General features: G+C 73.3%; 22 protein-coding genes. 13 read left to right on the plus strand and 9 right to left on the minus strand.

The window, feature by feature from the left end:
* Nucleotides 1-23: 23 nt before the first annotated feature.
* Nucleotides 24-656 carry a class I SAM-dependent DNA methyltransferase gene (locus AC156L_RS13625; protein ID WP_330879637.1) on the plus strand — a complete coding sequence of 211 codons (633 nt, stop codon included), beginning with the start codon at nt 24-26 and terminating at the stop codon, nt 654-656.
* Between the two features lie 149 nt (nt 657-805).
* A complete protein-coding gene (locus AC156L_RS13630) occupies nt 806-1,705 on the plus strand; it encodes a GNAT family N-acetyltransferase (RefSeq protein WP_330879636.1) in 900 nt (299 codons plus the stop codon).
* Here the strand turns inward: AC156L_RS13630 and AC156L_RS13635 are convergent.
* On the minus strand, nt 1,669-2,709 hold the full coding sequence (locus AC156L_RS13635; RefSeq protein ID WP_330879635.1) for an NAD(P)-dependent alcohol dehydrogenase: 1,041 nt from the start codon (nt 2,707-2,709) through the stop codon (nt 1,669-1,671). The genes AC156L_RS13630 and AC156L_RS13635 overlap by 37 nt on opposite strands.
* A gap of 93 nt (nt 2,710-2,802) precedes the next feature.
* Between AC156L_RS13635 and AC156L_RS13640 the strand changes: the two genes are divergently transcribed.
* On the plus strand, nt 2,803-3,393 hold the full coding sequence (locus AC156L_RS13640; protein ID WP_330879634.1) for a TetR/AcrR family transcriptional regulator: 591 nt from the start codon (nt 2,803-2,805) through the stop codon (nt 3,391-3,393).
* Between the two features lie 6 nt (nt 3,394-3,399).
* Here AC156L_RS13640 and AC156L_RS13645 read toward each other — a convergent pair whose 3' ends face one another.
* On the minus strand, nt 3,400-4,383 hold the full coding sequence (locus tag AC156L_RS13645; RefSeq protein ID WP_330879633.1) for a GlxA family transcriptional regulator: 984 nt from the start codon (nt 4,381-4,383) through the stop codon (nt 3,400-3,402).
* Nucleotides 4,384-4,506: 123 nt separating this feature from the next.
* Here AC156L_RS13645 and AC156L_RS13650 point away from each other — a divergent pair, with 123 nt between their 5' ends.
* Nucleotides 4,507-5,475 (plus strand): NmrA/HSCARG family protein, encoded by a 969-nt coding sequence (locus AC156L_RS13650; protein WP_330879632.1) that lies wholly within the window; start codon nt 4,507-4,509, stop codon nt 5,473-5,475.
* Between the two features lie 42 nt (nt 5,476-5,517).
* Here AC156L_RS13650 and AC156L_RS13655 read toward each other — a convergent pair whose 3' ends face one another.
* A complete protein-coding gene (locus tag AC156L_RS13655; protein ID WP_330879631.1) occupies nt 5,518-5,940 on the minus strand; it encodes a VOC family protein in 423 nt (140 codons plus the stop codon).
* 91 nt (nt 5,941-6,031) lie between these two features.
* Between AC156L_RS13655 and AC156L_RS13660 the strand changes: the two genes are divergently transcribed.
* Together AC156L_RS13660 and AC156L_RS13665 are read left to right on the plus strand one after the other, a co-directional pair.
* Nucleotides 6,032-7,012 (plus strand): helix-turn-helix transcriptional regulator, encoded by a 981-nt coding sequence (locus AC156L_RS13660; protein WP_330879630.1) that lies wholly within the window; start codon nt 6,032-6,034, stop codon nt 7,010-7,012.
* 67 nt (nt 7,013-7,079) lie between these two features.
* Nucleotides 7,080-7,295: a hypothetical protein gene (locus AC156L_RS13665; RefSeq protein WP_330879629.1), complete on the plus strand. Its 216-nt coding sequence runs from the start codon at nt 7,080-7,082 to the stop codon at nt 7,293-7,295.
* Nucleotides 7,296-7,313: 18 nt separating this feature from the next.
* Here AC156L_RS13665 and AC156L_RS13670 read toward each other — a convergent pair whose 3' ends face one another.
* Nucleotides 7,314-7,928: a TetR/AcrR family transcriptional regulator gene (locus tag AC156L_RS13670; RefSeq protein ID WP_330879628.1), complete on the minus strand. Its 615-nt coding sequence runs from the start codon at nt 7,926-7,928 to the stop codon at nt 7,314-7,316.
* 191 nt (nt 7,929-8,119) lie between these two features.
* Here AC156L_RS13670 and AC156L_RS13675 point away from each other — a divergent pair, with 191 nt between their 5' ends.
* Complete coding sequence (locus AC156L_RS13675; RefSeq protein WP_330879627.1) at nt 8,120-9,514, plus strand: MFS transporter; 1,395 nt, start codon at nt 8,120-8,122, stop codon at nt 9,512-9,514.
* On the opposite strand, the gene AC156L_RS13680 is transcribed toward AC156L_RS13675, so the two are convergent.
* Nucleotides 9,488-10,675, minus strand: coding sequence for an MFS transporter (locus AC156L_RS13680; protein WP_330879626.1), 1,188 nt, complete (start codon nt 10,673-10,675; stop codon nt 9,488-9,490). The two genes, AC156L_RS13675 and AC156L_RS13680, sit on opposite strands and share 27 nt — an antisense overlap.
* 125 nt (nt 10,676-10,800) lie before the next feature.
* Between AC156L_RS13680 and AC156L_RS13685 the strand changes: the two genes are divergently transcribed.
* The 5 genes from AC156L_RS13685 to AC156L_RS13705 are packed head-to-tail and all read left to right on the plus strand — an operon-like array spanning nt 10,801 to nt 15,557.
* Nucleotides 10,801-11,796: a helical backbone metal receptor gene (locus AC156L_RS13685; RefSeq protein ID WP_330879625.1), complete on the plus strand. Its 996-nt coding sequence runs from the start codon at nt 10,801-10,803 to the stop codon at nt 11,794-11,796.
* On the plus strand, nt 11,789-12,880 hold the full coding sequence (locus tag AC156L_RS13690; protein WP_330879624.1) for a FecCD family ABC transporter permease: 1,092 nt from the start codon (nt 11,789-11,791) through the stop codon (nt 12,878-12,880). Before AC156L_RS13685 ends, AC156L_RS13690 begins: the two co-directional genes overlap by 8 nt.
* Nucleotides 12,877-13,644 (plus strand): ABC transporter ATP-binding protein, encoded by a 768-nt coding sequence (locus tag AC156L_RS13695; RefSeq protein ID WP_330879623.1) that lies wholly within the window; start codon nt 12,877-12,879, stop codon nt 13,642-13,644. The genes AC156L_RS13690 and AC156L_RS13695 overlap by 4 nt, the downstream gene beginning before the upstream one ends.
* A 52-nt stretch (nt 13,645-13,696) precedes the next feature.
* Nucleotides 13,697-14,506, plus strand: a complete 810-nt coding sequence (locus AC156L_RS13700; RefSeq protein WP_330879622.1) for a Rossmann-like domain-containing protein — start codon at nt 13,697-13,699, stop codon at nt 14,504-14,506.
* Between the two features lie 16 nt (nt 14,507-14,522).
* Nucleotides 14,523-15,557: a pyridoxal-phosphate dependent enzyme gene (locus tag AC156L_RS13705; protein WP_330879621.1), complete on the plus strand. Its 1,035-nt coding sequence runs from the start codon at nt 14,523-14,525 to the stop codon at nt 15,555-15,557.
* A 474-nt stretch (nt 15,558-16,031) separates the two neighbouring features.
* Here the strand turns inward: AC156L_RS13705 and AC156L_RS13710 are convergent, their stop codons facing one another.
* From AC156L_RS13710 to AC156L_RS13725, 4 genes are read right to left on the minus strand one after another with little or no spacing between them, the layout of a single operon-like run.
* Nucleotides 16,032-17,294 carry a cellulose-binding domain-containing protein gene (locus AC156L_RS13710; RefSeq protein ID WP_330875314.1) on the minus strand — a complete coding sequence of 421 codons (1,263 nt, stop codon included), beginning with the start codon at nt 17,292-17,294 and terminating at the stop codon, nt 16,032-16,034.
* Between the two features lie 43 nt (nt 17,295-17,337).
* Nucleotides 17,338-18,882: a non-reducing end alpha-L-arabinofuranosidase family hydrolase gene (locus AC156L_RS13715; protein ID WP_330875315.1), complete on the minus strand. Its 1,545-nt coding sequence runs from the start codon at nt 18,880-18,882 to the stop codon at nt 17,338-17,340.
* Nucleotides 18,883-18,926: 44 nt separating this feature from the next.
* The gene (locus AC156L_RS13720; protein WP_330875316.1) at nt 18,927-20,312 is read right to left on the minus strand and encodes a glycoside hydrolase family 43 protein; all 1,386 of its coding nucleotides are present in this window, start codon (nt 20,310-20,312) and stop codon (nt 18,927-18,929) included.
* Nucleotides 20,309-21,670, minus strand: a complete 1,362-nt coding sequence (locus AC156L_RS13725) for a glycoside hydrolase family 10 protein (protein ID WP_330875317.1) — start codon at nt 21,668-21,670, stop codon at nt 20,309-20,311. The genes AC156L_RS13720 and AC156L_RS13725 overlap by 4 nt, the downstream gene beginning before the upstream one ends.
* 696 nt (nt 21,671-22,366) lie before the next feature.
* Here AC156L_RS13725 and AC156L_RS13730 point away from each other — a divergent pair.
* Nucleotides 22,367-23,140 carry a FadR/GntR family transcriptional regulator gene (locus tag AC156L_RS13730; protein ID WP_330875318.1) on the plus strand — a complete coding sequence of 258 codons (774 nt, stop codon included), beginning with the start codon at nt 22,367-22,369 and terminating at the stop codon, nt 23,138-23,140.
* Nucleotides 23,141-23,205: the final 65 nt, after the last annotated feature.

Here is a 23,205-nt window from a genome sequence, read left to right on the forward strand (position 1 = left end):
GCGGTGGCCTAGGGTGCTGGCCCGTGACCGAACCGGACTTCCTCCGCGACACCAGGACCTCCTACGACACCGTCGCCGTCGACTACGCCGAGCTGGTCGGCGACCTGGCGGAGCGCGGCCCGGTGGACCGCGCGATGCTCGGCGTGTTCGCCGAGCACGTCACCGGCGGTCCGGTGGGCGACATCGGCTGCGGTCCCGGCCGGGTCACCGAGCACCTGCACGGCCTCGGCCTGGACGCGTTCGGCGTGGACCTGTCGCCGGGGATGGTCGAGGTGGCCCGGCGGGCGTACCCGCACCTGCGGTTCGAGGTCGGCTCGATGCTGGAGCTGGACCTGCCCGCCGACGGCCTGGGCGGGCTCGTGGCGTGGTACTCGATCATCCACGTGCCGAGGGACCTGCTGCCCGCGGTGTTCGCCGAGTTCCACCGCGTCCTCGCGCCCGGCGGTCACCTCCTGCTCGCGTTCCAGGTCGGCGACGAGACCGTGCACGTCACCCGCGGCTACGGCCACGACGTCGACCTGAACGCCCACCGGCTCCCGCCCGCGGTGGTCGAGGAGCTGCTGGTGGAGGCGGGGTTCACCCTGAACGCCCGCCTGGTGCGCGAGCCGGAGGCCTCGGAGAAGACGCCGCAGGCCTACCTGCTGGTGCGGAAGTGACGGCGGGGCACGGGGCGGTCGGGTGCGCGGAAGCCGGGTACGCGGTCCGCGGGACCGCCTCCGGGGCCCACGCGTCCACCGCCGCGGTGAGGTGAGGCCGCCGGAAAACCGCGTGCGGACCGTCGGGGCGGTGGTGTGTGATCGCGGGCGTGGCGATCGTGGTGGGTGAGCCGGGGGTCGACGGGCTGGGCGCGGTCGTGGACGCGCTGCGGGAGTGGCAGCACGAGGGGACGCCGGTGCAGCTGCACCCTGGGGACCTGGGCTGGTTCTGGCGGTTCGGCCCGGGGGCGACGGCCGCGGCGGTCCGGACCTGGAGCCGCGACGGGCGGGTCGTCGCCGTCGGGCTGCTCGACGGGCCGGGGCTGGTGCGGCTGACGACCGCACCCGACGTCCAGCGGGACGAGGAGCTGGCGCGGCGGCTGGCCGAGGACCTGACCGGCCAGGGGTGCGGTGTGCCCGAGGCCGTCGAAGCGCCGAGGAACGCCCTGGTCCGGGACCTGCTGGCCCTGGAGGGCTGGACGGCCGCCGAGCCGTGGACGCCGCTGCGCCGGGACCTCGCGGAGCCGGTGGAGGACCCCGGCGTGCGGATCGAGGTGGTCGGGCCGGAGCGGGTGGCCGAGCGGACCGCCGTGCAGCGGGCGTCGTTCGACGGGTCGACGTTCACCGACGCGAGCTGGCGCGCGATGGCGGCCGGGCCGCTCTACGCCGACGCCCGGTGCCTGATCGCCCTCGACGAGCGGGGCGACGCGGTGGCCGCGGTGACGGTGTGGTCGGCCGGTCCCGGCAGGCCGGGCCTGCTGGAGCCGATGGGCGTGCACCGCGACCACCGGGGCCGCGGTCACGGCCGCGCGATCACCGTCGCCGCGGCGGCGGCGCTGCGCGAACTGGGGTCGTCGAGCGCGGTCGTCTGCACCCCGAGCGCCAACGCAGGCGCCGTCGCCACCTACCGGTCGGCGGGCTTCGAGCGGCTCCCGGAGCTGCGCGACCGCGGCCGGCCGCCTGAGCGCTCCGCTCAGGACAGGTCGGACAGGTCGAGGACGAAGCGGTAGCGGACGTCGTTGCGGTCGAGGCGGTCGAGGGCGTCGGCCACCCGCGCGGACGGGAGCACCTCGACGTCGGCGGTGATGCCGCGGGCCGCGCAGAAGTCGAGCATCTCGGCGGTGGCGGGCAGGCCGCCGCTGCCCGCCGAGCTGAGCTTCTTGCGGCCGATGAGCAGGTCGAGCGCCTCCACGGTGACGGGGCCGAGGTTGCCCAGGTGGCTGAGGGTGCCGTCCAGGGCGAGCAGTCCCAGGTAGGGCTTGACGTCGTGGGGGACGGGGATGGTGTCGATCACGACGTCGAACCGGTCGCGGGCCGCGGCCATCCGGCCGGGGTCGGAGGAGACGACGAGGTCGTGGGCGCCGAGCCGGGCAGCCTCGGCCGTGCGGTCCGCCGACCGGCTGATCACCGCCACCTCGGCGCCCAGCGCCGCGGCGAACTTGACCGCGAGGTGGCCCAGCCCGCCGAGGCCGCTCACCGCGACGCGGGTGCCCGGCCCCACGCCGAGCGCGCGCAGCGGCTCCCACACCGTGATCCCGGCGCACAGCAGGGGCGCCGCGGCGGCCGGGTCCAGCCCGGCGGGCAGGGGGTGGGTGAACCGGTCGCGGACCACGTACTCGCGGGCGTAGCCGCCCAGCGTCGTCGACCCGTCGTGGCGGTCGGTGCCGCCGTAGGTCAGCGTGGGGAAGTCGCGGCAGAAGTTCTCCTGGCCCGCCTCGCACATCGGGCACGCGCCGCAGGAGTCGACGATGTTGCCGACGGCGACGGGGTCGCCGACGCGGAAGCGGGTCACGTCCGGGCCGGTCTCGGTCACCACGCCGGTGAACTCGTGGCCGGGCACGAGCCCCGGCCCGTCCTCGGGCAGCGAGCGGACGGCGTGCAGGTCGCTGTGGCAGACGCCGCAGAAGTCCACGCGCACCGCCACGTCGTCGCGCCTGAGGTCGCGGCGGGGGATCGAGACCCGGTGCAGGTCGGTCGTCGGGCCGTTCGCCCGCCAGCCGGTGGTGCTCCTCATGAGCTCTCCTCAAACAGACTGTTCGGTTTGTTCAGAAGCTAGGTCAGGTTCGGGGGAAAAGCAAACCAACTGTTCTGTCTGTAGGGTGTGGCCATGTCCGACCGGCACCTGACCGCCCGCGGCGCGGCCACGCGGCAGCGCATCGTCGACGTCGCCACCCGCGAGTTCGCCGAGCACGGCATCGCCGGGGCCCGCATCGAGCGGGTCGTCGTCGCGGCGAACACCAACAAGGCCCAGCTCTACGCCTACTTCGGCAGCAAGGAAGGGCTGTTCGACGCGATCTTCCACGGCTCGCTGGAGCGGATCGTCAACGTCGTCCCCATCGACGCCACCGACCTCGCGGACTGGGCCGTGCGCCTCTACGACGAGTACCTGCGTCGCCCGGACCTCATCCGGCTCGCCACGTGGGCGCGTCTGGAGCGTCGGCCCACCGGCCACCTCGTCGAGCACGTCGACCGCCTCGACGACGGCAAGCTGCGGGCCATCGCGGAGGCGCAGGCGGCGGGGTTGGTGCGTGCGGGGGATCCGTTCGACCTGATGGCGGTGGTGATCGCGATGTCGATGGCGTGGTCGCCGGTGAGCAACGTCTACGCGGCCACCGCCGACGAGCCCGCCGAGGCGCACGACCGTCGTCGGGCGCTGTTGCGCGAGTGCGTCCGGGCGGCCGTCGCGCCCGCGGGCTGAGGACCGTCAGGTGTTCTCGGGGGCGGGCGGGGTGGACGAGTACGCCCGCCGGTAGGCGTTCGGGGTGAGGCCGACCGCCGTCCGCAGGTGCTTGCGCAGCAGCACGGGGTCGGCGAAGCCCGAGGCGTGGGCGATCTCGGTGACGCTCAACCGGGTCGACTCCAGCAGCAGGCGGGCGTGGTCGACCCGCCGCTGGACCACCCACTGCTGCGGGGACAGCCCGACCTCGGTCCGGAACCGCCGGGTCAGGGTGCGGACGCTCATGTTCGCGTGCCGGGCGAGGTCGGCCAGGGCCAGCGGCTCGGCGAGCCGGTCGAGGGCCCACCGGCGGGTGGCCGACGTCGAGGCGTCGCCGTGCGCGGGCAGCGGGCGCTCGATGAACTGGGCCTGTCCGCCCTCGCGCCAGGGGGCGACGACGCACCGGCGCGCGGTGGCGTTGGCGACGGCCGCCCCGTGGTCGCGGCGCACGACGTGCAGGCACAGGTCGATGCCCGCCGCCGCGCCCGCCGAGGTCAGGACGCGGCCGTTGTCGACGAACAGCACGCCGGGGTTCACGTCGACCAGCGGGAAGCGGCGGGCGAACTCCTCGCACAGCGCCCAGTGCGTGGTCGCGCCCTGCCCGTCGAGCATCCCGGACGCGGCGAGCACGAACGCCGAGGTGCACAGGCTGATCACCCTCGTCGTCGGGGCGATGCCCACCAGCGCGGCGGCCAGCTCGTCGCTCAGCCCGCCCGGCCCCGGCAGGTCCCGGTCGCGGTCCTGCGTCGCGATGACGACGGTGTCCGCGGTGGTCAGCGCCGACTCGTCGTTGCGGACGTCGAGGACGAAGTCCTGGCTCGTGGTGACGGGTCTGCCGCCGAGGGAGCAGGTCGTGACCTCGTACAGCGGCGCGCCCGACGGGGCGAAGGCGTGTCCGAGCACCTGCGCGGGGATGCCGAGGTCGAACGGCTTGGCGCCGTCCAGCGCGAGGACGGCGACGCGATGGGGCATGGCCGGATTTTTACCACGGTTGTCTTCCCGGCCAATGTCGGCCGGTGTCGACGATCGCCAGGATGGGCGGTGCGACCGGGCCACGGGGCCCTCGCGACCACCAGAGGGGAATCGAACAGCACCATGAGCGAAGCGCTTGTCATCGGCGGCACCGGGGCGATGGGCGGCAGTGTGGTGCTCCGCCTGCTGGAGGCCACCTCCGACGACGTCCTCGTCCTCACCCGCGACCCCGACTCGCCGAGGGCGGAACGCCTGGCGGACCTGGGCGGCGGCCGGGTCCGGCTGCTCCGCGGCGACGTCGGCGACCCCGCGACCCTCCACGAGGGACTGGAGCTGGTCGACGCGGTGTTCTGCAACACCGACTTCTTCTCCACCGGCTCCGTGGTGGGCGAGTACGAGCAGGGCCTCGCGATCCTCGACGCGGCGCGCGCGGCGAACGTCGACCGCTTCGTCTGGTCCTCCCTCGACCACGCCGCCGTGCTCACCGGCGGCAGGCTGCCGGTGCCGCACTACGACGGCAAGGGCGCCGTCGCGGCGCACATCGGCCTGCGGCGCTCGGACGAGGTGATGAGGCGGGAGACCGACGGCTGGTACTCGCGGCACGTGTCCGTGCTGACCACGGCGCCCTACTTCGAGAACTTCCCGTCGCGGCTCGCCCCGCGGCCCGGTCGGCTGCCCGACGGCCGCGAGGGGCTGCTGTTCGAGATCCCGCTCGGCAGCGGGAGGTACCCGCTGATCGGGCTCGACGACATCGCCTGGTTCGCGGTCCACGTCCTCGACCGGTGGGAGACGTGGGGCGGGCGGGACCTGGCCGTGGCGGCCGACAGCCTGACGGGCGAGCAGATCGCCGCCGCGTTCGAGCGGGTCACCGGGACGCCCGCGGCGTACGTCCCGGTTCCGCTCGACGCGGTGCGGGCGGGCGACCCGGACTTCGGCCACGACTTCGCGGCGATGTTCGAGTTCTTCGCGACCCGCGACCTCGTCGGGCTGGACCGGGACCTGCCCGCCCTGCGCGACCTGCACCCCGGCCTGCTGTCCTTCGAGGACTGGCTGCGGACGTCCGGCTGGGACGGCACCCGCCGGGACGGGTAGCCGTCGCGGGTGCGCGGCACGCGTGCCGCGCACCCGCGCGGATCAGCCCGCCCGCTCGACGGCCACGTCGAGGACCCAGGTGACGCCGAAGCGGTCCGTCAGCATCCCGTAGAGCGGGGACCAGCCCGCCGGGCCGAGGTCCTCGACGACGGTGGCGCCGTCGGACAGGCCCTTCCAGTAGCCGGTGACCTCGTCGACGTCCTGGCCGCGCACGGACACGAAGAACGACCGGTCACCCACGTCGTGCGACTGCCCCTCGCGCACGTCGTAGGCCATGACGTGGAAGCCGTTGTCCGCCCGGACCTCGCCCCACGTGATCCGGTCGGCGTCCGCCGGGTGCTGGACGTGACCCGCCTGGGCGTTGGTGAACGCGACGAGCCGCCCACCGAAGACGGACTGGTAGAACTCCAGCGCCGCGCGGGCCTCGTCCTGGAAGTTCAGGTGGACGGTGGTGGTGATGCTCACGATGACTCCTGTCGGTGTTCTTCGGTGACAGGAGCAAGGCTCGCAGCGGTAGGTGACAGGTTGTGGCACCTACCGCGGCACACTGGGATTCATGCCGAAGACCTCCGCCCGCCTGCTGGCCCTGCTGTCGCTGTTGCAGACCCGCCGCGACTGGCCGGGCACCCTGCTGGCCGACCGGCTCGACATCAGCCTGCGCACCGTGCGCCGCGACGTCGACCGGCTGCGCGAACTCGGCTACCCCATCGCCGCGGTCAAGGGGCCCGACGGCGGCTACCGGCTCGGCGCGGGCACCGAACTGCCGCCGCTGCTGTTCGACGACGAGCAGGCCGTCGCCCTCACCGTCGCGCTCCAGGTCGCCGCCACCAGGCCCGGCGACGGCCTCGCGGACGCCGCCGCTCGGGCGCTGAACACCATCCGCCAGGTCCTGCCCGCCCGGCTGCGCAACCGGGTCGACGCCCTGCGGGTCAGCTCGGTCGACCAACCGGGCAGCAGGCCCGCCGGGCCGGTCGACGGGGGCGCGCTGCTGGCGATCAGCGCCGCGGCCCGTGCGCACGAGGTGCTGCGCTTCGACTACGGCACCGAGGACGGTCCGCCGCGCCGGGCCGAGCCGCACCACGTCGTCACCCTGGCAGGCCGGTGGTACGTGGTGGCGTGGGACCTCGACCGCGCGGACTGGCGCACGTTCCGCGTCGACCGCATGGTCCCGCGCACGCCCAACGGGCCCCGCTTCACCCCCAGGGCGCTGCCGGGAGGCGACGTGACCACCTTCGTCACCAGCCGCTTCCGGGGCTCCGCCGACGACTCCGGCGACTGGCCGTGCCGGGGGACGGTCGTGCTCGACCTGCCCGCCGCCACGGTGGCGCTCCACACCCGCGACGGCGTCGTGGAGGAGATCGGCCCCGACCGCTGCGCGCTCACCCTCGGCTCCTGGTCGTGGCCGAGCCTGGCCGCCGCCGTCGCCCGCTTCGACGCCGACGTCGAGGTGGTCGGCCCGCCGGAGCTGGCGCGGGCCTGCGCGCGCCTGGCCGAGCGGTTCGCCAGAACGGCCGCGACGTTCACCGAAAGCCCCTGACCTCGGCGAACGTCGACCGTGAGCGGGGGAAGCGGTTTCTGTCGGTGCTCGTTGCTAGCGTGCGCGGATGATCGAGAACGAGTCCACGGTGGCGGCGGAAGAGCTGGGCGAGGGGCAGTGGTTCCTCCACGTCCCCGCACCGGGAATGCGGGGCTGGCCGCTCAAGGTGGCCGCGCGCGAGTTCGACACGGTGTCGGTGCGCATCCACACCACGGACGAGGTCCGCGAGGTCGTCTCCTACGCCCGCGACCGCCGCGTTCCGCTGCTGCGCGCGCACGTCTGAGCGGCTCGGCCCCCGCTCTCAGGCTCGGGGGCCGAGCCCGTCGCGCAGGGCGTCGAACAGCCGGGCGAGGCGTGCGCGGTGGTCGTCCACCACGGCGGCAGGCGGTTCGCCCGCGATGAGGCGGCGCGCGGTCCCCACCACCACGGTGCCGTAGCCGGCGGTGAAGAAGGCGGCGAGCAGGGTGCCGTCGCCGTCGAAGGCCTCGTCGCGCTCCAGCTCCTCGGCGAGGACGGCCTGGAGTTCGGCGGCGATCTCCCTGGTTCGCGCGAGGAGCGCGGGCGAGGCCGCCACGGTCCGGTAGAACGGGGCCGACCCGTCCTTGACGCCGGACAGCGCGTGCCGGGTGTCGACGAGGTCGACGGTCGTCGCGCGCAGGGCCGTCAGCACGTCGGTGCCGGGGGCGCGGTCGCGCACCGCCGAGCGCAGGAGGTCGACGGCGTCGCCCACGCGGTCCAGGAGGAGGTCCTCCTTGCGCGGGAAGTGGTTGAAGACCGTCACGCTCGACACCCCGGCCTCCCGCGCGACCTCGGCGACCGTGACCGCGTCGAACCCGCGCTCCAGGAACACCCGCGTCGCGACCTCGGAGATCCGGGCGCGCGTCTGCGGCCCACCCCGCTTCCCGGTCCTGGGCATGAGGCCCCACTTCCTTGTGTGAATAAACTTAGTCACGTAACTTACGTGGCGGGCCCTCGGATCGGACCAGGGCCATTCTCATCCGGCGAGGGCCGCCCCGGAGCGGCGGCCCTCGCCCGCGACCAGACGGGAAGTCCCCTGTGCCCAACCAGGTCGCGGGTCGGTCCCCGCGTTCACTCGGAGAGGCGTGGGTGGCCCTGACGGGGCTGTCCGCGGTCTTCCTCGTCGAGATGCTCGACAACTCGATCCTCACCGTCGCGCTGCCCACGATCGGACGCGAGCTGCACGCCTCGACGACCGCGCTCCAGTGGGTCACGGGCGCGTACGCCGTCGTGTTCGGCGGCCTGATGCTCGCGTTCGGCGCCCTGTCCGACCGGTTCGGCAGGCGCCGGACGATGCTCGTCGGACTCGTCCTGCTGGCCGCGGCCTCGTCGGCGACCGCCTTCGTCGCCACCGCGGACCAGCTCATCGCCGTCCGGGTCGCGATGGGGGTCGCCGCCGCCATGACGACGCCGGGGTCGCTGGCGCTGGCGTTCCGGCTGTTCACCGACGACGGCCTCCGCGTCCGGGCGACGACCCTGATCTCGACGGTGGGGCTGGTCGGGCTCGCGCTCGGCCCGACCGCGGGCGGGTTCGTGCTCACCGTCGCGCCGTGGCAGGCCCTGCTGCTGGTGAACGTCCCGATCGCCCTGCTGGCGATCGTCGGCGTCCGGGCGGGCATCGCCCCGGACGCCGCCGCCGACCTCCACCGCGACCCGGTGGACGGCGTCGGCGCGCTGCTGGGCACGGCGGCGGTCGTGCTCGCGCTCGTCGCGCCGACGCTGTTCGTCGACGACGGCGCCGGATCCGCGGCCCCGTGGGCGGTCGCGGCGGCGGCCGTCGTGGCGGCGGTGCTCTTCGTCCTGCGCGAGCGCACGGTGCGCCACCCGATGCTCGACCTCGCCCTCGTCGCCCACCCCCTGGTCTCCAGCGGCCTGGCGTTCAAGGCCGCGGCCGGGCTGGCCACCGCCTGCCTCGGCTACGTGGTGACGCTCCAGCTCCAGCTCGACTGGGGGTGGACGCCCGCGCTCGCCGCGCTCGGGATGCTGCCGCAGGTCGTCGTCCTCATCGCGGGCGGGGCGGTCGTCGGTCCGGTCGTGCGGCGGGTCGGACTCGACCGCGCGGCGTGGCTCAGCGCCGCGGCGGTCGTGTCCGGGCTCGTCGTCCACGGCCTGCTGGGCAGGTTCGGGTACGCGTGGGTCGCCCTCTCGCTCGTGCTCGTGGCCGCCGGGATGCGCGTGGTCGGTGTCGTCGCGGGCGTCACCGTGCTCCGCGGCCTGCCGGAGAACCGCACCACGATCGGCGCGGCGCTCGTCGACACCGCCTCCCAGGTCACCTCCGGCGTCGCCATCGCCGTCACGGGCACCGTTCTCGCGGCCCTGTTCACCGGCGACATCGCCGCGTCGGACTGGAGTCCTCGCCAGACCGCGGAGTTCCGCGAGGCGGTCACGGTCGCGAGCCTGCTGCTCGCGACCGCCGCCGCGGCGCTCGTCGCCTGGGGGACGGTCCGCGCGCGGCGGTCACCGCACCGCGCGGAAACCGCGTGAGGACGGCACGAGTGCCGCCGCGGCCGGTGCGGCGAAGCAGATGACCGCGCACACCGCGAGCACCGGTTCCGGGCCGAAGTGGGCGATGGCGGGGGCGATCAGGGCCAGGCCGACGGGGGCCAGGCCGTAGGACATCAGGAAGTCCAATGAGGACACCCGCGCCAGCATCCGGGGGTCGACCTCGCGCTGCGTGGCGGTGAACCACGGCACGTTGAACAGCTCGATCCCCAGGCCCGCCAGGACGTAGGCGGCGACGACCACCGCGGCCGGGACGGGCAGCAGCAGGCTCAGCGGCGCGAACCCGTAGCAGGCCAGGCCCGCGAGGGCGGCCCACCCCTGCGCGCGGGGCTTCCAGCGGGCCACGAGGACCGCGCCGACGAGCGCGCCGAGGGTGTAGGCGGTGAGGGCGGAGGCGAGCACGGCCTCGGTGCCGTAGCGGTCCCGGCTCACCAGGGGCAGCACCACGCCGGTCGCGGAGTAGCCGGTGGCGATCACGGCGGTGAGCGCGCCCAGCCCGGCCAGGAACCACGGGTGCCTGCGGGCTTCCGCGATGCCGTCGAGGAAGTCGGCGGTGAAGCGCGTTCCGGCGCCGTCCGGCTCGGTCCGCGGCCTGCCCGTGCCCGCCGGGGGGATGAGCGCGGCGCCCAGCCACAGCACGCCGGTGGCGAGCAGCAGCACCCGCGTGTCGACGAAGACGGCCAGCAGCGCGGTGAGCCCTGGGGCCACGAGCGTGGTGACCCGCACGGAGAGGGTGAGCGCCGCGTTGGCCTGCTGCCGCTGGTCCTCGGCGACGACCTCGGCGGTCAGGGCCTGGAACGCGGGTCGGCAGGCGCCCTGCCCGGCGCCGACGACCGCGGCGGCCACGGCCATCAGCACGACCGACCGGCCCACGCCCGCGGCGATCACCGGTGCCGCGAGCCCGGCGACCAGGCCCGCCCACAGCACCACCCGCCGCCGGTCGTGCCGGTCGGCCAGCACGCCCGCGACGGGGACGGCGGCGAGGAAGCCGAGGGTGCGGGCGGCGAGCACGACGCCCAGTTCCACCGCGGTGATCGACCGGTCGAGCACCGCCAGGCCGAGGATGAACGGCAGCGCCCACGTGGCGATGCCGGACGCCGTGGTGCCCGTCCAGAGCCGGAGGAAGGACGGGCTTCGCAACACCGATGCGGACCTCGCCTCGGTCGGGACTGCGTCGTGCGCCACACGGACTCCTCTTCGCTGGGGCTTGATTTGGAAATGATTATCATTCAGGGTAGCGGAGTCGATGTTGAGCAGCGGAGGGGTCCATGTCACGTTCTGCCCGGTTGATGTCCGTCTTCGCCGCAGCGGTGCTGGCCGCCGCGTGCGCCACACCGGAGAACGCCCCGAGCACCGCCGCGTCCTCCGGGGCGGTCGAGGTCGAGAGCTGCGGGAAGCGGCTCACCTTCGACGGCGCGCCGGAACGCGTGGTCGCCCTGGACCAGTCGTCCACGGAAACGCTGCTGGCGCTGGGAGTGGGGGACCGCGTCGTCGGCACCGCCAACCTCAAGACCAGGGTGTCGCCGCAGTACGCCGAGGCGTACGGGAGGATCCCGGTGCTGTCGCCGAAGGTCCTGACCGCGGAACCGTTGCGGGCGGCCAATCCCGACCTGGTCGTGGCGTCGTTCAAGGAGCTGTTCACCGCCGACCGCGCGGGCACGCGCGACGAGCTGGAGCAGCTCGGCGTGCCCACGTTCGTCAGCGCGGTCAACTGCCCGGACGGTGAGACCGAGCCGTTCGAGCGGATGTTCCGCGACTTCACCGACCTGGGCAGGGCACTGGGGGTCTCCGAGCAGGCGGGGAAGCTGGTGGCCGACCAGCGCGCGGTCGTGGACCAGGCCCGTGCCGCGGGGGAGGAGCGCCCGGCCGGGCTCAAGGTCGTGTGGGTGTACTCCGTCTACAACGGAATCCCCTACGTGGCGGGCAAGAGCGGCATGGCCAGCCACATGAGCGCGCTGGCCGGGGTCGACAACGTCTTCGACGACGTCGACCAGGAGTGGCCGGAGGTCTCGTGGGACGAGATCGCCGCGCGCGGGCCCGACGTCGTCGTGATCGGCGACCTGTCCGAGCGCGGCAACCCCGGTGACAGCGCGGCGGAGAAGCTCGCGATGATGCGCGAGCACCCCGCGGTGTCGCAGCTGCCCGCCCTGCGCGACGGGAAGGTCGTCGAACTGCCCGGCATCGAGATGGACCCCTCCGTGCGCACGGTGAACGCCCTGCGCACCTTCACCACCCGGCTCGACGAGATCACCTCCCGTGGCTGATCGCGCGGGGCTCCTCGACCCCGCCGTGGAGCCGGAGGTCACGCCGTCCTCCGTGGCCGCACCGGGTTCCGGCGGTGGCCGCCGGGTGGCCGTGCTGCTGCTGTCCCTGCTCGTCCTGGCGGTGTCGCTGGTGGCCGCCGTGCGCGTCGGCCTCGGCGGCGGGATGGGGTGGGACGAGATCGGCCGCGCGGTCGGCGCCCGGCTCGGCCTGCCCGTGCCGCCGCTGCCCAGGCTGGCCGACTCGCTGATCTGGGACCTGCGGGTGCCCAGGGTGCTGCTGGCCGCCCTCGTCGGGGCCGCGCTGGCGGTCTGCGGCGCGGCGCTCCAGAGCGTGACGCGCAACGCCCTGGCCGACCCGTACCTGCTGGGCGTGTCCTCCGGCGCGTCCACCGGGGCGGTGGTCGTGGTGCTCCTCGGGTTCGCCGGTTCGCACCTGGGGATGACCGGCGGCGCGTTCCTCGGGGCACTGGTGTCGTTCGCGCTGCTGGTGTTCCTGCTGCGCCGCCGCGGCCTGGACTCGGTGCGCATCGTGCTGACCGGCGTCGTGGTCGGGCAGCTGTTCACCGCCATCACCTCGCTGATCCTGATGTCCTCCGGTGACGCCGACAGCACCCGCGCCCTGACCCACTGGCTGCTCGGCTCGCTGGCACCGGCCCGCTGGCAGTCGGTCGTGCTGTGCGCGCTCGCCTGCGCCGTCGGCCTCCTCGTCGTGTGGCTGCACTCGCCCGCCCTGGACGGGTTCGCCTTCGGCGCGGACACCGCCACGTCGCTGGGCGTGGACGTGCGCACCGTGCGGATGGTCCTGCTGGTGACGACCTCGCTGCTGACCGCCGTCGCCGTCGCGGCGGTGGGCGCCATCGGGTTCGTGGGGCTGATCGTGCCGCACGGCGTCCGCTTCCTGGTCGGGCCCCTGCACCGGGTCCTGCTGCCGCTGTCCGCGGTGGTGGGCGCGACGTTCCTGGTGTGGACCGACGCGCTGGCGCGCGTGGCGTTCGCTCCGCTGGAGGTGCCGGTGGGCGTGTTCACCGCGCTGCTCGGCGTCCCGCTGTTCCTGCTGATCCTGCGCAAGCGGGGTGAGCTGTGAGGATCGAGGCGCGGCACCTGAGCTGGGGCGTGCCGGGCCGCACCATCGTGCGCGACGTCGACCTGGTGGTGGAGCCGGGCGAGACGGTGGGGCTCATCGGCCCCAACGGATCGGGCAAGTCCTCGCTGCTGCGCTGCCTGGCCGGACTGCGCGCGCCGACCGGGGGAGGGGTCCGCTACGACGGCACCGACATCGCCGGGTGGTCCGCGCGCACCAGGGCCCGCCACGTGGCGTTCGTCGAGCAGACCGCCGACACCGACAGCGACCTCACCGTCGGCGAGGTCGTGGTGCTGGGCCGCACCGCGCACGGTTCGCCGTGGCGGGCGCCCGACGCCACCGACCGCGCGATCACCGCCGCCGCGCTCGACCGCCTCGACCTGACGGGGTTGGCCGACCGGCCGTGGACCCGGCTCTCCGGCGGCGAACGGCAGCGCACCCACCTCGCCCGCGCGCTGGCGCAGCGCACGTGGGGCCTGCTGCTCGACGAGCCCACCAACCACCTCGACGTGCGCCACCAGCTCGAACTGCTGGAGCTGGTCGCCTCGACGCGGCAGACGGTGGTCATCGCCCTGCACGACCTCGCACTGGCCGCGCGCTACTGCGACCGGCTCGTGCTGCTCCACGGCGGGACCGTCGTCGCCGACGGCTCCGCGGAGCGGGTGCTCACGCGCGAACTGCTGCGGGAGGTGTTCGAGGTGGACGCCGACGTCGACCGCGACGACGCGGGCCGCCTCGCCGTCGCCTACCGCGGCCCCGCGCGCTGACCGCACCGCCCGTGCCCACCACATTCCCGTTCGGACCCACCAGGGGGACAGCGTGACCGCAACGACCGCAGTGGACGAACTCGTCGCATCCGTGCGCGCGGGCGTCCACGGACCCGATCCGAGGACGACCGCCGCCACCAGCGTGTTCTGGGTGCACCACGGCACCAGGCTCGCGGGCGGCGGCACCACCTACCGCAACCAGTACGTGCTGGCCCGCGTCGGCACCGCGATCGGCGGCTGCGCGTTCGCCGACGGCGAGGTCGACCCCGCCCTGTGCGCCGAGGCCTCCGGCGCCTCCGTGGCCGACCTGCTCGCCGACGCGCCCGCTCCCGTGCGCGTCGCCGTGCTCGACGCCTACCTCGCCCACGCCCGCCCCCACCGCGACTCCGGCGCCGAGCGCGTGGTCCTGCCCGCCGGGACACCGGAGACCAGGGCCGCGGCCAGGGACGCCGCCGTGGCCGGGCTGCTCGACGTGCCGCCCGGCGCGAAGGTGGCCCTCATCGGCGTGGTCAACCCCCTCGTCGCGGCCATCCGCGAGCGCGGAGCCGAGTGCCTGCCGTGCGACCTGGTGCTGCGCACCACCCAGTGGGGCGACCCGGTGACCACCGACATGCGGCAGGTGCTCGACGTCGCCGACGCCGTCGTGGCCACCGGGATGACCATCGGCAACGGCACCTTCGACGAGATCCTGGCGACCTGCCGCGACCGGGGCGTCCCGCTGGTGGTCTACGCCCAGACCGGCAGCGCCGTCGCCCGCCACTTCCTCGGCGCGGGCGTGACCGCGCTGTCCGCGGAACCGTTCCCGTTCTCCCAGTTCAGCGCCGAGGAAACAGTCCTGTACCGCTACCGCGCCCACTCCTGACGGACCGAGGTACGACGTGGACCACCACATCACCGACGCGCTCAGCCGCCCCGCGCTGCTGCGCCTGGACGAGCGCACCACCTGCGTGCGCTTCGAGACCATGAAGGTCGCCTCGGCGCTCACCGCCGTGCGGCACCTGCTCGACCGGGGCGAGGTCGCGCGGGGCGACACCCTCGTGGACAGCTCCAGCGGCATCTACGCCCACGCCCTCGCCCTGGCGTGCCACCGCCACGGCCTCAAGTGCCACATCGTCGCCTCCACCACGGTGGACACGACGCTGCGCGTGCAGCTCGAGGTCCTGGGCGCCACCGTGGAACCGATGCCGCCCACACCCGACCTCAAGCTCGACCAGAGCCGCCGCGTGGCGCGCGTGCGGGAGATCCTGCGCGACAACCCGCGCCACCACTGGATGCGGCAGTACCACGACGACACCCACTACCTCGGCTACCGGCCGATCGCGGACCTCCTGCGACACGAGCTGGGCACCGCCGCGCTGACCCTCGTCGGCGGCGTCGGCACGGGCGCCTCGACCGGCGCGCTCGCCCGCTTCCTCCGCGAGACCGATCCCGACACCACGCTGGTCGGGGTGCAGCCGTTCGACAGCGTCACGTTCGGCAGCGAGCACGTGCGGGACCCCGAGATCATCATCGCGGGCATCGGCAGCTCGATCCCGTTCGCCAACGTGGACCACGCGCTCTACGACACCCTGCACTGGGTCGGGTTCGACGCCGCGCTGGCGGGCAGCGTCGCGCTGCTGCGCGACCACGCCGTCTTCGCGGGCCTGTCGGCGGGCGCGGCCTACCTGGCGGCCCGCTGGGAACGGCGGTCGGCCCCCGAGCGGCACGTCGTGTTCCTCGCCCCCGACACCGGGCACCGCTACGTCGACGCCGCCTACTCCCGGCACCGGCAGGCCGAACCGCTCGGCCGGTTGCGGCCCCACCAGATCGGCGACCTGGGCGACATGGCCCTGCCGTGGTCCCGGATGCCGTGGAACCGTGCGCCCGCACCACCGGCGGCCGTCGCGTCGCGGGTGGTCCCGGCGGCCTCGTGAACAGGCGGTCCACAGAGGTTTCGCCGACGCGACGGCGGCGCCGTTCGGTGGGACCGGATCAGACCAGTCACGAGGGGGAGCACCACGTCCAGCACCCGTCCTGAACGCGCGCGGGCCACCCACCGGCGTCGAGCCGCGCGCGCTGCCGCACTCGCGGCTCGACCCCGGCAGGCCGCGGCCGGGGTCGGGTTTCCGGTGGACGACCCCGGCACCCTGGACGCCCACGACCCCCGCCACGGGGCAGGCGTCGGCTCCGCCGGTCCAGGATCTCCGTCCTGCCGGGGGTGCTGTTCGCCGCGATGCGCGGGGTCGTCCTCCGTCGCGACCCGGTCGCCGTGGTTCCCGATCGGTCCGCACGTCGCCCGGGACATCACCCGCGCGGGCGCCTTCGGCGTCATCGCGTCCGGCTCGGACGAGGCGCCCACCCTTCCCGCCGGTCGGGGTGCTCCCCGCGGCGAGCACCCCGACGAGGCGTCAGAAGTTCTTCTTCGCCACCGTCCACGGGCTCCGGGAGGCGAGTCCCGACGGGTCGAGGATGTAGGTCCGCGCCGCCTGGTTGCCGTAGAGCACCATGTCCAGGAACTGCACGACTGTCGTCATGCCGTCGACCACCTCGTTGCCGGAGATGAACCCGCCGTGCCCGGCCCGCGGTTGCCTGGCCAGCACGGCGGGCACGGTGGCCAGGTCGTAGTTCGCCTGGTTGTTGGCGTAGGCGACGTCGGAGGACCCGCCGTCCATGAACAGCGCCGGTGTGTGCAATTTGGCGAGTTCGGAGCGGGGGTAGCCGAACGAGCCGTCGGCGAAGAAGCCGCTGTTCAGCGAGACCACCCCGGACACCCGGCGGTCCTGGGCGGCGACGAGGGCCTCCAGGCCGCCGCACGAGTGGCCCGCGGTCGCCACCCTCGTCAGGTCGAGCCGCTGCGCCAGCGGGGACCCGGAGCGCTGCTGCTCCCGTTCGGCCCAGGTGATCGCGTCGGTCAGCAGCGACGGGATGGGCGAGCCGCTGGGCAGGCCGTTGGCCGACCCGTTCACCGACCCGATGTCCACCACGAGGAAGCCCTTCGACGCGACGACCGTCAGCGCCCTCGTGACCTCGCTGTTGTTGGTGTGCGCGCACGCGCCGTTGCCGAACGCCAGCACGGGCAGCGGTCGGTCGACGGCCTGCGGGTTCGACGGGCGGAAGACCGTGAAGCGGTTGTCGCCGTACGCGCCCTCGCGGGTGACCGGGAAGTCGTTGTCCACCAGGGAACGTCCCGGCGCCGGTGTCGTGGTGGTCGTGGTCGTCGTCGTGGTGGTCGTGGGTGTGGTCGAGCCGGTGCACACCACGTCGTTGAGCGTGAACGCCGCCGGCGTGGCCGGGCTGGTGCTGGACGTGGCGTTGAAGCCGAACGAGACCGCGGCACCGGTGGCGAGGTCGCCGTTCCACGCCGCGTTGACCGCGGTCACCCGGCCGCCGGACTGGGTGTGCGTCCCGTTCCACGACTGCGTGACGCGCTCGTCCCCGGCGAACGTCCAGGACAGCCGCCAGCCGCTGATCCGGTCGCCGAGGTTCGTCACGACCGCGGTCGCGCCGAACCCGCCCGGCCACTGCGATCCGATGGTGTAGTCGACCCGGCAGCCCGCGGCGGCGGAGGCGGGCTGGGATCCGAGCACGGCCGCCGCGGCGGCGGTCAGTGCCACGACGACACCTGCCGCGGCCGTGCGCCGTGCGCGGGTGTCGGTCCTGGGCGCGGTCATCGATCCTCCTCGTCGGGATGGGGGTTCGGGGGCACCGAACCGGTCAGCAGGGCGAGTTGGTCTGGGTCAGCAGGCCCATGCGGTACGGGAGCTGGCTGTACTCGCCGCCCGCGTTCGGATCGAGGCCCTGGTAGAGGAACTGGAGCTTGCAGGGGCTGATCGGCAGCGTCTGGTCGTTGCCGGAGCGGATCAGCTCGCCGTGGCTGATGTCCCTGGTCCACTGGCCGCCGGGGAAGGTGGTGTTGCTGGTGCGGGCGAACGGGTTGGACTCGCTCGCCGCGTGCGCGGTCCACGGCCCCTCGACGCGGCTGGAGGTGAAGGACCTGTAGTAGCGGCCGGTCGATCCGATGGCCTCCTGGAGCAGCAGGTACTGGTTGCGGCCGTCGACCTTGTAGACCGCGGAGCCCTCGAACAGGTTGTTGCGGTTGGAGTCCTGGAGGGTGATGACCGTGCCGCCGAACCCGTTGGGGAAGTTCGCGACGCTGGTCTGGGCGCGGTAGATGTGACCGTTGTCGTCGCTGGAGAACAGGTGGCAGTTCGCCGAGTCGCAGATGACCCAGAAGTCCAGCCAGTTCCCGTTGCCCTTGTTCTGCCGGACGATGTCGGGCTCGGCGGACATGAAGTTGCGCGGCGTGGACCACGACCGGGGGTTGCTGGGATCGGTGCTGGTCGAGTAGCTCGGCAGGCCGGTCTGGTAGACCAGGTACCAGAGGTTCTGCGGCGCGAAGTAGAACAGGTGCGGCGCCGCCCGGTAGCCGGTCCCCACGCCCGAGGCGGTGTCGAGGAACGTGTGGGTGGCGCTCGCGGCCTGCGACCAGTCGGAGAACGCGAAGTGCACCAGGTTCCAGCCGCCCGAACGGCTGGCGGTGGTGGCGTAGACCTGCCACTGGTTGTTGTACCGCACCACCGTGTAGTCCTTGATGGACACGATGTTGTGGCTCGCGTCGGACTTCGGCCCGGCCAGCACCCCGCTGGAACTCCAGCGGAACGAGGACGGCAGGCCGGTGCCGGGCTGCTCGCCGGAGCCGACGCGGACGAGCTGCCACTGCTGGTTGGCGCCGCCCCAGTCGGTGTACTGCACGACGTTCGCGCCGTCGGTGGTGGCACCGCCCTGGACCTCGACGGCCTTGCCGCTGTTGCGGTTGAGCAGGCGCACGTGGCCGTCGGCGGAGTCGGCGAGGCGGAACTGCTGGTTGGTGCCGCCGCCGTCGGCCCACTGCACGATCGCCCCGCCGTCGGCGGTGGAGAAGTTGTGCACGTCGAGGACCTTGCCGGAGTGGCGGGACTTGAGCCGGTAGTAGCCGCCGCCGGAGTCGGCGAACTGCCACTGCTGCTGGTTGCCGTCGTTGCGGGTCCACTGGGTGATGCGGGCGCCGTCGTCGGTGGCGAGGTTGTAGACGTCCAGCGCCTTGCCGCTCGTGCGGTTGACCAGCACGTACCACGCGGTGGTGTCGACGGTCGCCGCCGAGGCGGGTGTCGCCGCGAGCGCCGTCACCAGGCCGCTGAGCAGCACGGTGACGACGGCGGCGGCGAGACCGGCGAGGTTCCGCCCGCTGGTCCGCGGGCCGGTGGTCCCTGTTCTGGTCACGAACGTGCTCCCCTTCGTCGAGGTGGGTGGACGGTGGCCCACCACTAGGTCGTCCTGGTGAACTGCCACCAGTTGACGTTGAGCAGGTAGCCGCTGCCGCCGCTGAACCGCAGGTACAGGTCGCGGGTGCCGGACAGGCCGCTGACGGGGCAGGACACCGTGGTCCACGCCTGCCAGCCGCCGGTGTTGGGGACGGTGCAGCGGCCGACCACCGTCCCGTTGGGACCGTCGGTGCGGACCTCCACGGCGGCACCGGACACCGTCGAGGACACGCGTGCGCTGAACGACGCCGCGCCGGCGCCGAAGGCGACGTTGCGGACCTTGAGGTGGTCGCCGTTGTCGACGTAGCCGACGTTCATGCCGCCCTCGGAGGACACCTCGGTCTCGATGCCCGAGCCCCACGCCATGGTCTCGGCCTCCTGGCGGGCGTAGGGGTCGAGGGTGTCGGCGGGCGGCGGGCCCGCGGTGGTCATGGACATCGTCGGGATGGAGCCGTCGGCCCCGTAGGTGAACCTCTCGACGGCGACGGACCGCGTGTAGCCGCCCCCGCCGGGCAGCGCGCCGTTGTGGTAGAAGAAGTACGAGGAGCCCTTGTAGTCGACGATCCCCGCGTGGTTGGTGAAGCTGCTGCCCTGGGTCGGCATGACGGTGCCCCGGTAGGTCCACGGCCCGGTCGGGCTCGGGGCGGTGGAGTAGGCGATGAACTCCGAGCAGCACCTGGCCGCGAAGACGTTGTAGTACACGCCGTTGCGCCGGTAGACCCACGGCCCCTCCTCGTAGAGGGTGGGCCGGTTCGGGTCACCGGTGCGGGTGCCGAAGCCCGCGGTCGTGAGCGGGATCTTCGTGGCGCTGCCGGAGTAGGAGACCATGTCGCTGTTGAGCTTCACGTACCAGAGGTTCGGGTTGCCCCAGTACAGGTACGCCTGGCCGTCGTCGTCGATCATCACGGTCGGGTCGATCTCGCCGTTCTCCACCAGCGGGCGGCCGATGGCGTCGCGGAACGGGCCGGTGGGGCTGTCCGCCACACCCACGCCGATCGCCATGCGGCCGGTGGCCCGGTTGACCACCGGGACGTACCAGTAGAACCTGCCGTTCCGCTCGACGGCCTGGCCCGCCCAGGCGTCCTTGCTGGCCCAGCTGAACGTGCCCACGCTCATGGGGGAGCCGTGGTCGGTCCAGTTCACCATGTCGGCCGACGACCAGACCCGCCAGTCCTTCATGGTGAAGTAGGTGGAGCCGTCCTCGTCGTGCCCGGTGTAGAGGTACACGCGGCCGTTGTGCACCAGCGGTGCCGGGTCGGCGGTGTAGACGTGCTGCACGATCGGGTTGTCCGCCCTGGCGGGGGTGACGGCGGCGAACCCGCTCGCGAGGAGCGCGAGTCCGAGCAGTGCGGCGACGCGGCTGGTGGACCTCGACGGTGACGAGGTCATCGCGCCTCCCGTGCGGCCGCGGCGGTGCAGGTCGGGGAGAGCCCCTCGGCGCTACCGCTGCCCTGGAAGCCGAACTCGGTGGACCGCCCGGCGGCGACGGCGCCGTTGTAGTCGACGTTGGTCCAGGTGACCGTGCCGGTGGTACCGCTGCCGACCGCGCTCCAGGACCCCGTGACCGTCGTGCCGGACGGCAGCGCGGTGGTCACCCTCCAGCCGGTCAGGGCCGAGGACCCCGCGGTGACCGTCACGGTGGCGACGAAGCCGCCGGTCCAGGGGTTGAGCGACACCGACGCGGTGCAGCTGCCGGAACCGGGATCGGGTGGTGTGGTCGTGGGGCCACCCGGAACGGTCGTCCCGCCCGCGTTGAGCGCGTTGAGGGTCGAGGTGTAGGCGGCCTTCTTGTTGCCGGAGCCGTCGAACAGCAGCGGGTTCTCGCCCGTGCGCCAGGAATCGGTGTCGCGGATGCCCCACACGGTGATGCCGGTGCAGCGGGCCACGGCCATGCACGCCCTGGTCACCGACGAGAAACCGTTGGCCTGGCTGGATCCCGCGATGTCCAGCTCGGTGATCTGCACGTCCACGCCGAGGTCGGCGAAGCGCTGGATGTTGGCCTGGTAGTCACCGGGCGGGCCGTTGGTGAGGTGGGACTGCAACCCGACGCAGTCGATCGGCACGCCGCGGGCCTTGAAGTCGCGGACCATCGTGTAGACGCCGGTGGACTTCGCGTTGATGCCGTCGGTGTTGTAGTCGTTGTAGCAGAGCTTGGCGTTCGGGTCGGCCGCGCGGGCGGCGCGGAACGCCGCCTCGATCCAGTCGTTGCCGGTGCGCTGGAGGTTCGAGTCGCGACGACCGCCGGAGCCGCCGTCGGCGAACGCCTCGTTCACCACGTCCCAGGCGTAGATCTTGCCCCGGTAGTGGCTCGCGACCTGCGTGACGTGGTTGATCGCCGCGGAGCGGAGGTCCGACCCGCTGAGCCCCCGCGCCCAGCCCGGCTGCTGCTGGTGCCACAGCAGCGCGTGGCCGCGCACCCGCTTGCCGTTGGACAGCGCCTGGTTGAGGATGCGGTCGCCGTTGGTGTAGTTGAACTGGCCGCGGTTGGGCTCGGTGGCGTCCCACTTCATCTCGTTCTCGGCGGTGACCATGGAGAACTCCCGGTTGAGGATGTTCACGTAGGTCGAGTCGCCGAGCTTGCCCGCCGCCACGGCCGTGCCGTAGTAGCGGCCGGTCTGGGCGGCGGCGGCCCCGAGGGTCGTCGCCGCGCTCGCGGAGGTGGTGACGATCAGCGTCGCGCCGAGCGAGGCCGCCAGGACCGTCGACACGATCGCGGTTCGAGACACTGACCTCGATGTCAGGTTCATCGTCCACGCTTTCCGAAGACCGCCCGGAGCGTCCGGGCGGTGATGGGCTGGATGGTCGGACCGCGCGCGAGGTCCGCGGAGGTGTCCGGGCCCGACGCCGTGACTCCCGCGTCGAGACGGGGCGTTGAGCAGTGTGGCAGTGGATGTTTGCGTTCACAAGGCAGTGGATTGCCGCATTGACCAACGCCACTTGATCGGCCTAAAGAGACGCGATGTCGTCCGAGTGAGCGCTAACAATTTAGCTCCGACGCCGCCTCGGGGCGGTGTCGTCGTCGCACGGTGGGGGCCGCGGCGGCGTACCTCGCGGTCCCGTCGCCGGCCGGGGGTCAGGGACAAGGGCGCGGAAAGCGACGTGCTGGTGTGCGGAATTGCGCGGCGGAGGTGTTCCAGCGCCACGGGAGGCCTTTCCCGGTGTCGCCGGAGTCTGGGGATCCACCACGCCGCGGAAAGGCGTTCGGTGGTCCGATCTCGGCACTCGCGGAGTGAAACCGGTCGTTACCCGCGTAAAGGGGAAAACGGCACTCGGTGTTCGGTTCCGTGCTCCAACCGCCGCTCATCCTCATCGTCGAGGACGGCGGCCGGGCGCGGGAGCCGAACGAAACGAAAGTTAACTCGTATGACGTCTGCCGTCAACGGCGTGACGCATCGTGACCGCGTGCCATAGTGGGTGAGCTGGCCAGTTCACCCGGAGGGACGATGACGACGACCGGTTCCGAGCCGACCGCGGCCGTGCCCGCGGGTCCCGCGTGGGCCCGTCGGCCGAACAACCTGGCGAAGGCGGTCACGGCCGAGCTCGTGGAGCGCGTCGTCCGGGGCGTCCACCCGCCGGGGACCGCCCTGCCCCCCGAGCCCGTCCTGTGCGGGATGTTCTCGGTGAGCCGGACCGTGGTCCGGGAGGCGGTGAAGGTCCTCCAGGAGAAGGGCCTGGTCCAGGTGCGGCAGGGGGCCGGGACGACGGTCAACCCGGTCGTGGCCTGGAACATGCTCGACGAGATGGTCCTCGCCGCCACCATCGCCGAGGACGAGAGCCTGGCGATCCTGGACGACCTCGTCGTGACGCGGCGGCTGCTGGAGTCCGACATGGCGCAGGTCGCCGCGCGGACGGCCGACGGCGCCACCCTCGACCAGCTGCGGGCGCTGGTGGACCGGATGGACGGCCTCGTCCACGACCCCGTGGCCTACCGGGAGCAGGACCGGGCCTTCCACGACACGGTCATGCGGGCGTCGGGCAACCGCATCGCCCGCGGCGTGATCCGCGCGCTGGAGAGCCAGGTCGCCACCGAGGCGGGCTACGTGGGCGTGAGCGGGCGCGACCTGTGCGAGGCGTCCAACCGGGGGCACCGCCGCGTCTACGAGCGCATCGCCGCGGGTGACGGGGTGGGCGCCGCCGGGGCCATGTTCACCCACATCACCGAGGCGTGGCTCGTGCGCCGGGCCGCCGCCGGGGATCCCGGCCGGTTGCAGCGCTGAAACCGCCGTTGGGCTCGACGAATGGGTGGCGCGGGCCGAGGGGAAATGACCCGGCTATGTGAAAC

Source organism: Umezawaea sp. (assembly GCF_057122925.1).

What these genes read in the sequence shown, in the direction of transcription:
- AC156L_RS13645 (WP_330879633.1), bottom strand. Translation starts at nt 4,383, where the DNA reads ATGCCCCATCGCGTCGCCGTCCTCGCGCTGGACGGCGCCAAGCCGTTC.
- AC156L_RS13670 (WP_330879628.1), bottom strand. Translation starts at nt 7,928, where the DNA reads ATGCCCAGGACCGGGAAGCGGGGTGGGCCGCAGACGCGCGCCCGGATC.
- AC156L_RS13660 (WP_330879630.1), top strand. Translation starts at nt 6,032, where the DNA reads ATGCCGAAGACCTCCGCCCGCCTGCTGGCCCTGCTGTCGCTGTTGCAG.
- AC156L_RS13635 (WP_330879635.1), bottom strand. Translation starts at nt 2,709, where the DNA reads ATGAGGAGCACCACCGGCTGGCGGGCGAACGGCCCGACGACCGACCTG.
- AC156L_RS13710 (WP_330875314.1), bottom strand. Translation starts at nt 17,294, where the DNA reads ATGACCGCGCCCAGGACCGACACCCGCGCACGGCGCACGGCCGCGGCA.
- AC156L_RS13730 (WP_330875318.1), top strand. Translation starts at nt 22,367, where the DNA reads ATGACGACGACCGGTTCCGAGCCGACCGCGGCCGTGCCCGCGGGTCCC.
- AC156L_RS13650 (WP_330879632.1), top strand. Translation starts at nt 4,507, where the DNA reads ATGAGCGAAGCGCTTGTCATCGGCGGCACCGGGGCGATGGGCGGCAGT.
- AC156L_RS13685 (WP_330879625.1), top strand. Translation starts at nt 10,801, where the DNA reads ATGTCACGTTCTGCCCGGTTGATGTCCGTCTTCGCCGCAGCGGTGCTG.
- AC156L_RS13640 (WP_330879634.1), top strand. Translation starts at nt 2,803, where the DNA reads ATGTCCGACCGGCACCTGACCGCCCGCGGCGCGGCCACGCGGCAGCGC.
- AC156L_RS13665 (WP_330879629.1), top strand. Translation starts at nt 7,080, where the DNA reads ATGATCGAGAACGAGTCCACGGTGGCGGCGGAAGAGCTGGGCGAGGGG.
- AC156L_RS13720 (WP_330875316.1), bottom strand. Translation starts at nt 20,312, where the DNA reads ATGACCTCGTCACCGTCGAGGTCCACCAGCCGCGTCGCCGCACTGCTC.
- AC156L_RS13725 (WP_330875317.1), bottom strand. Translation starts at nt 21,670, where the DNA reads ATGAACCTGACATCGAGGTCAGTGTCTCGAACCGCGATCGTGTCGACG.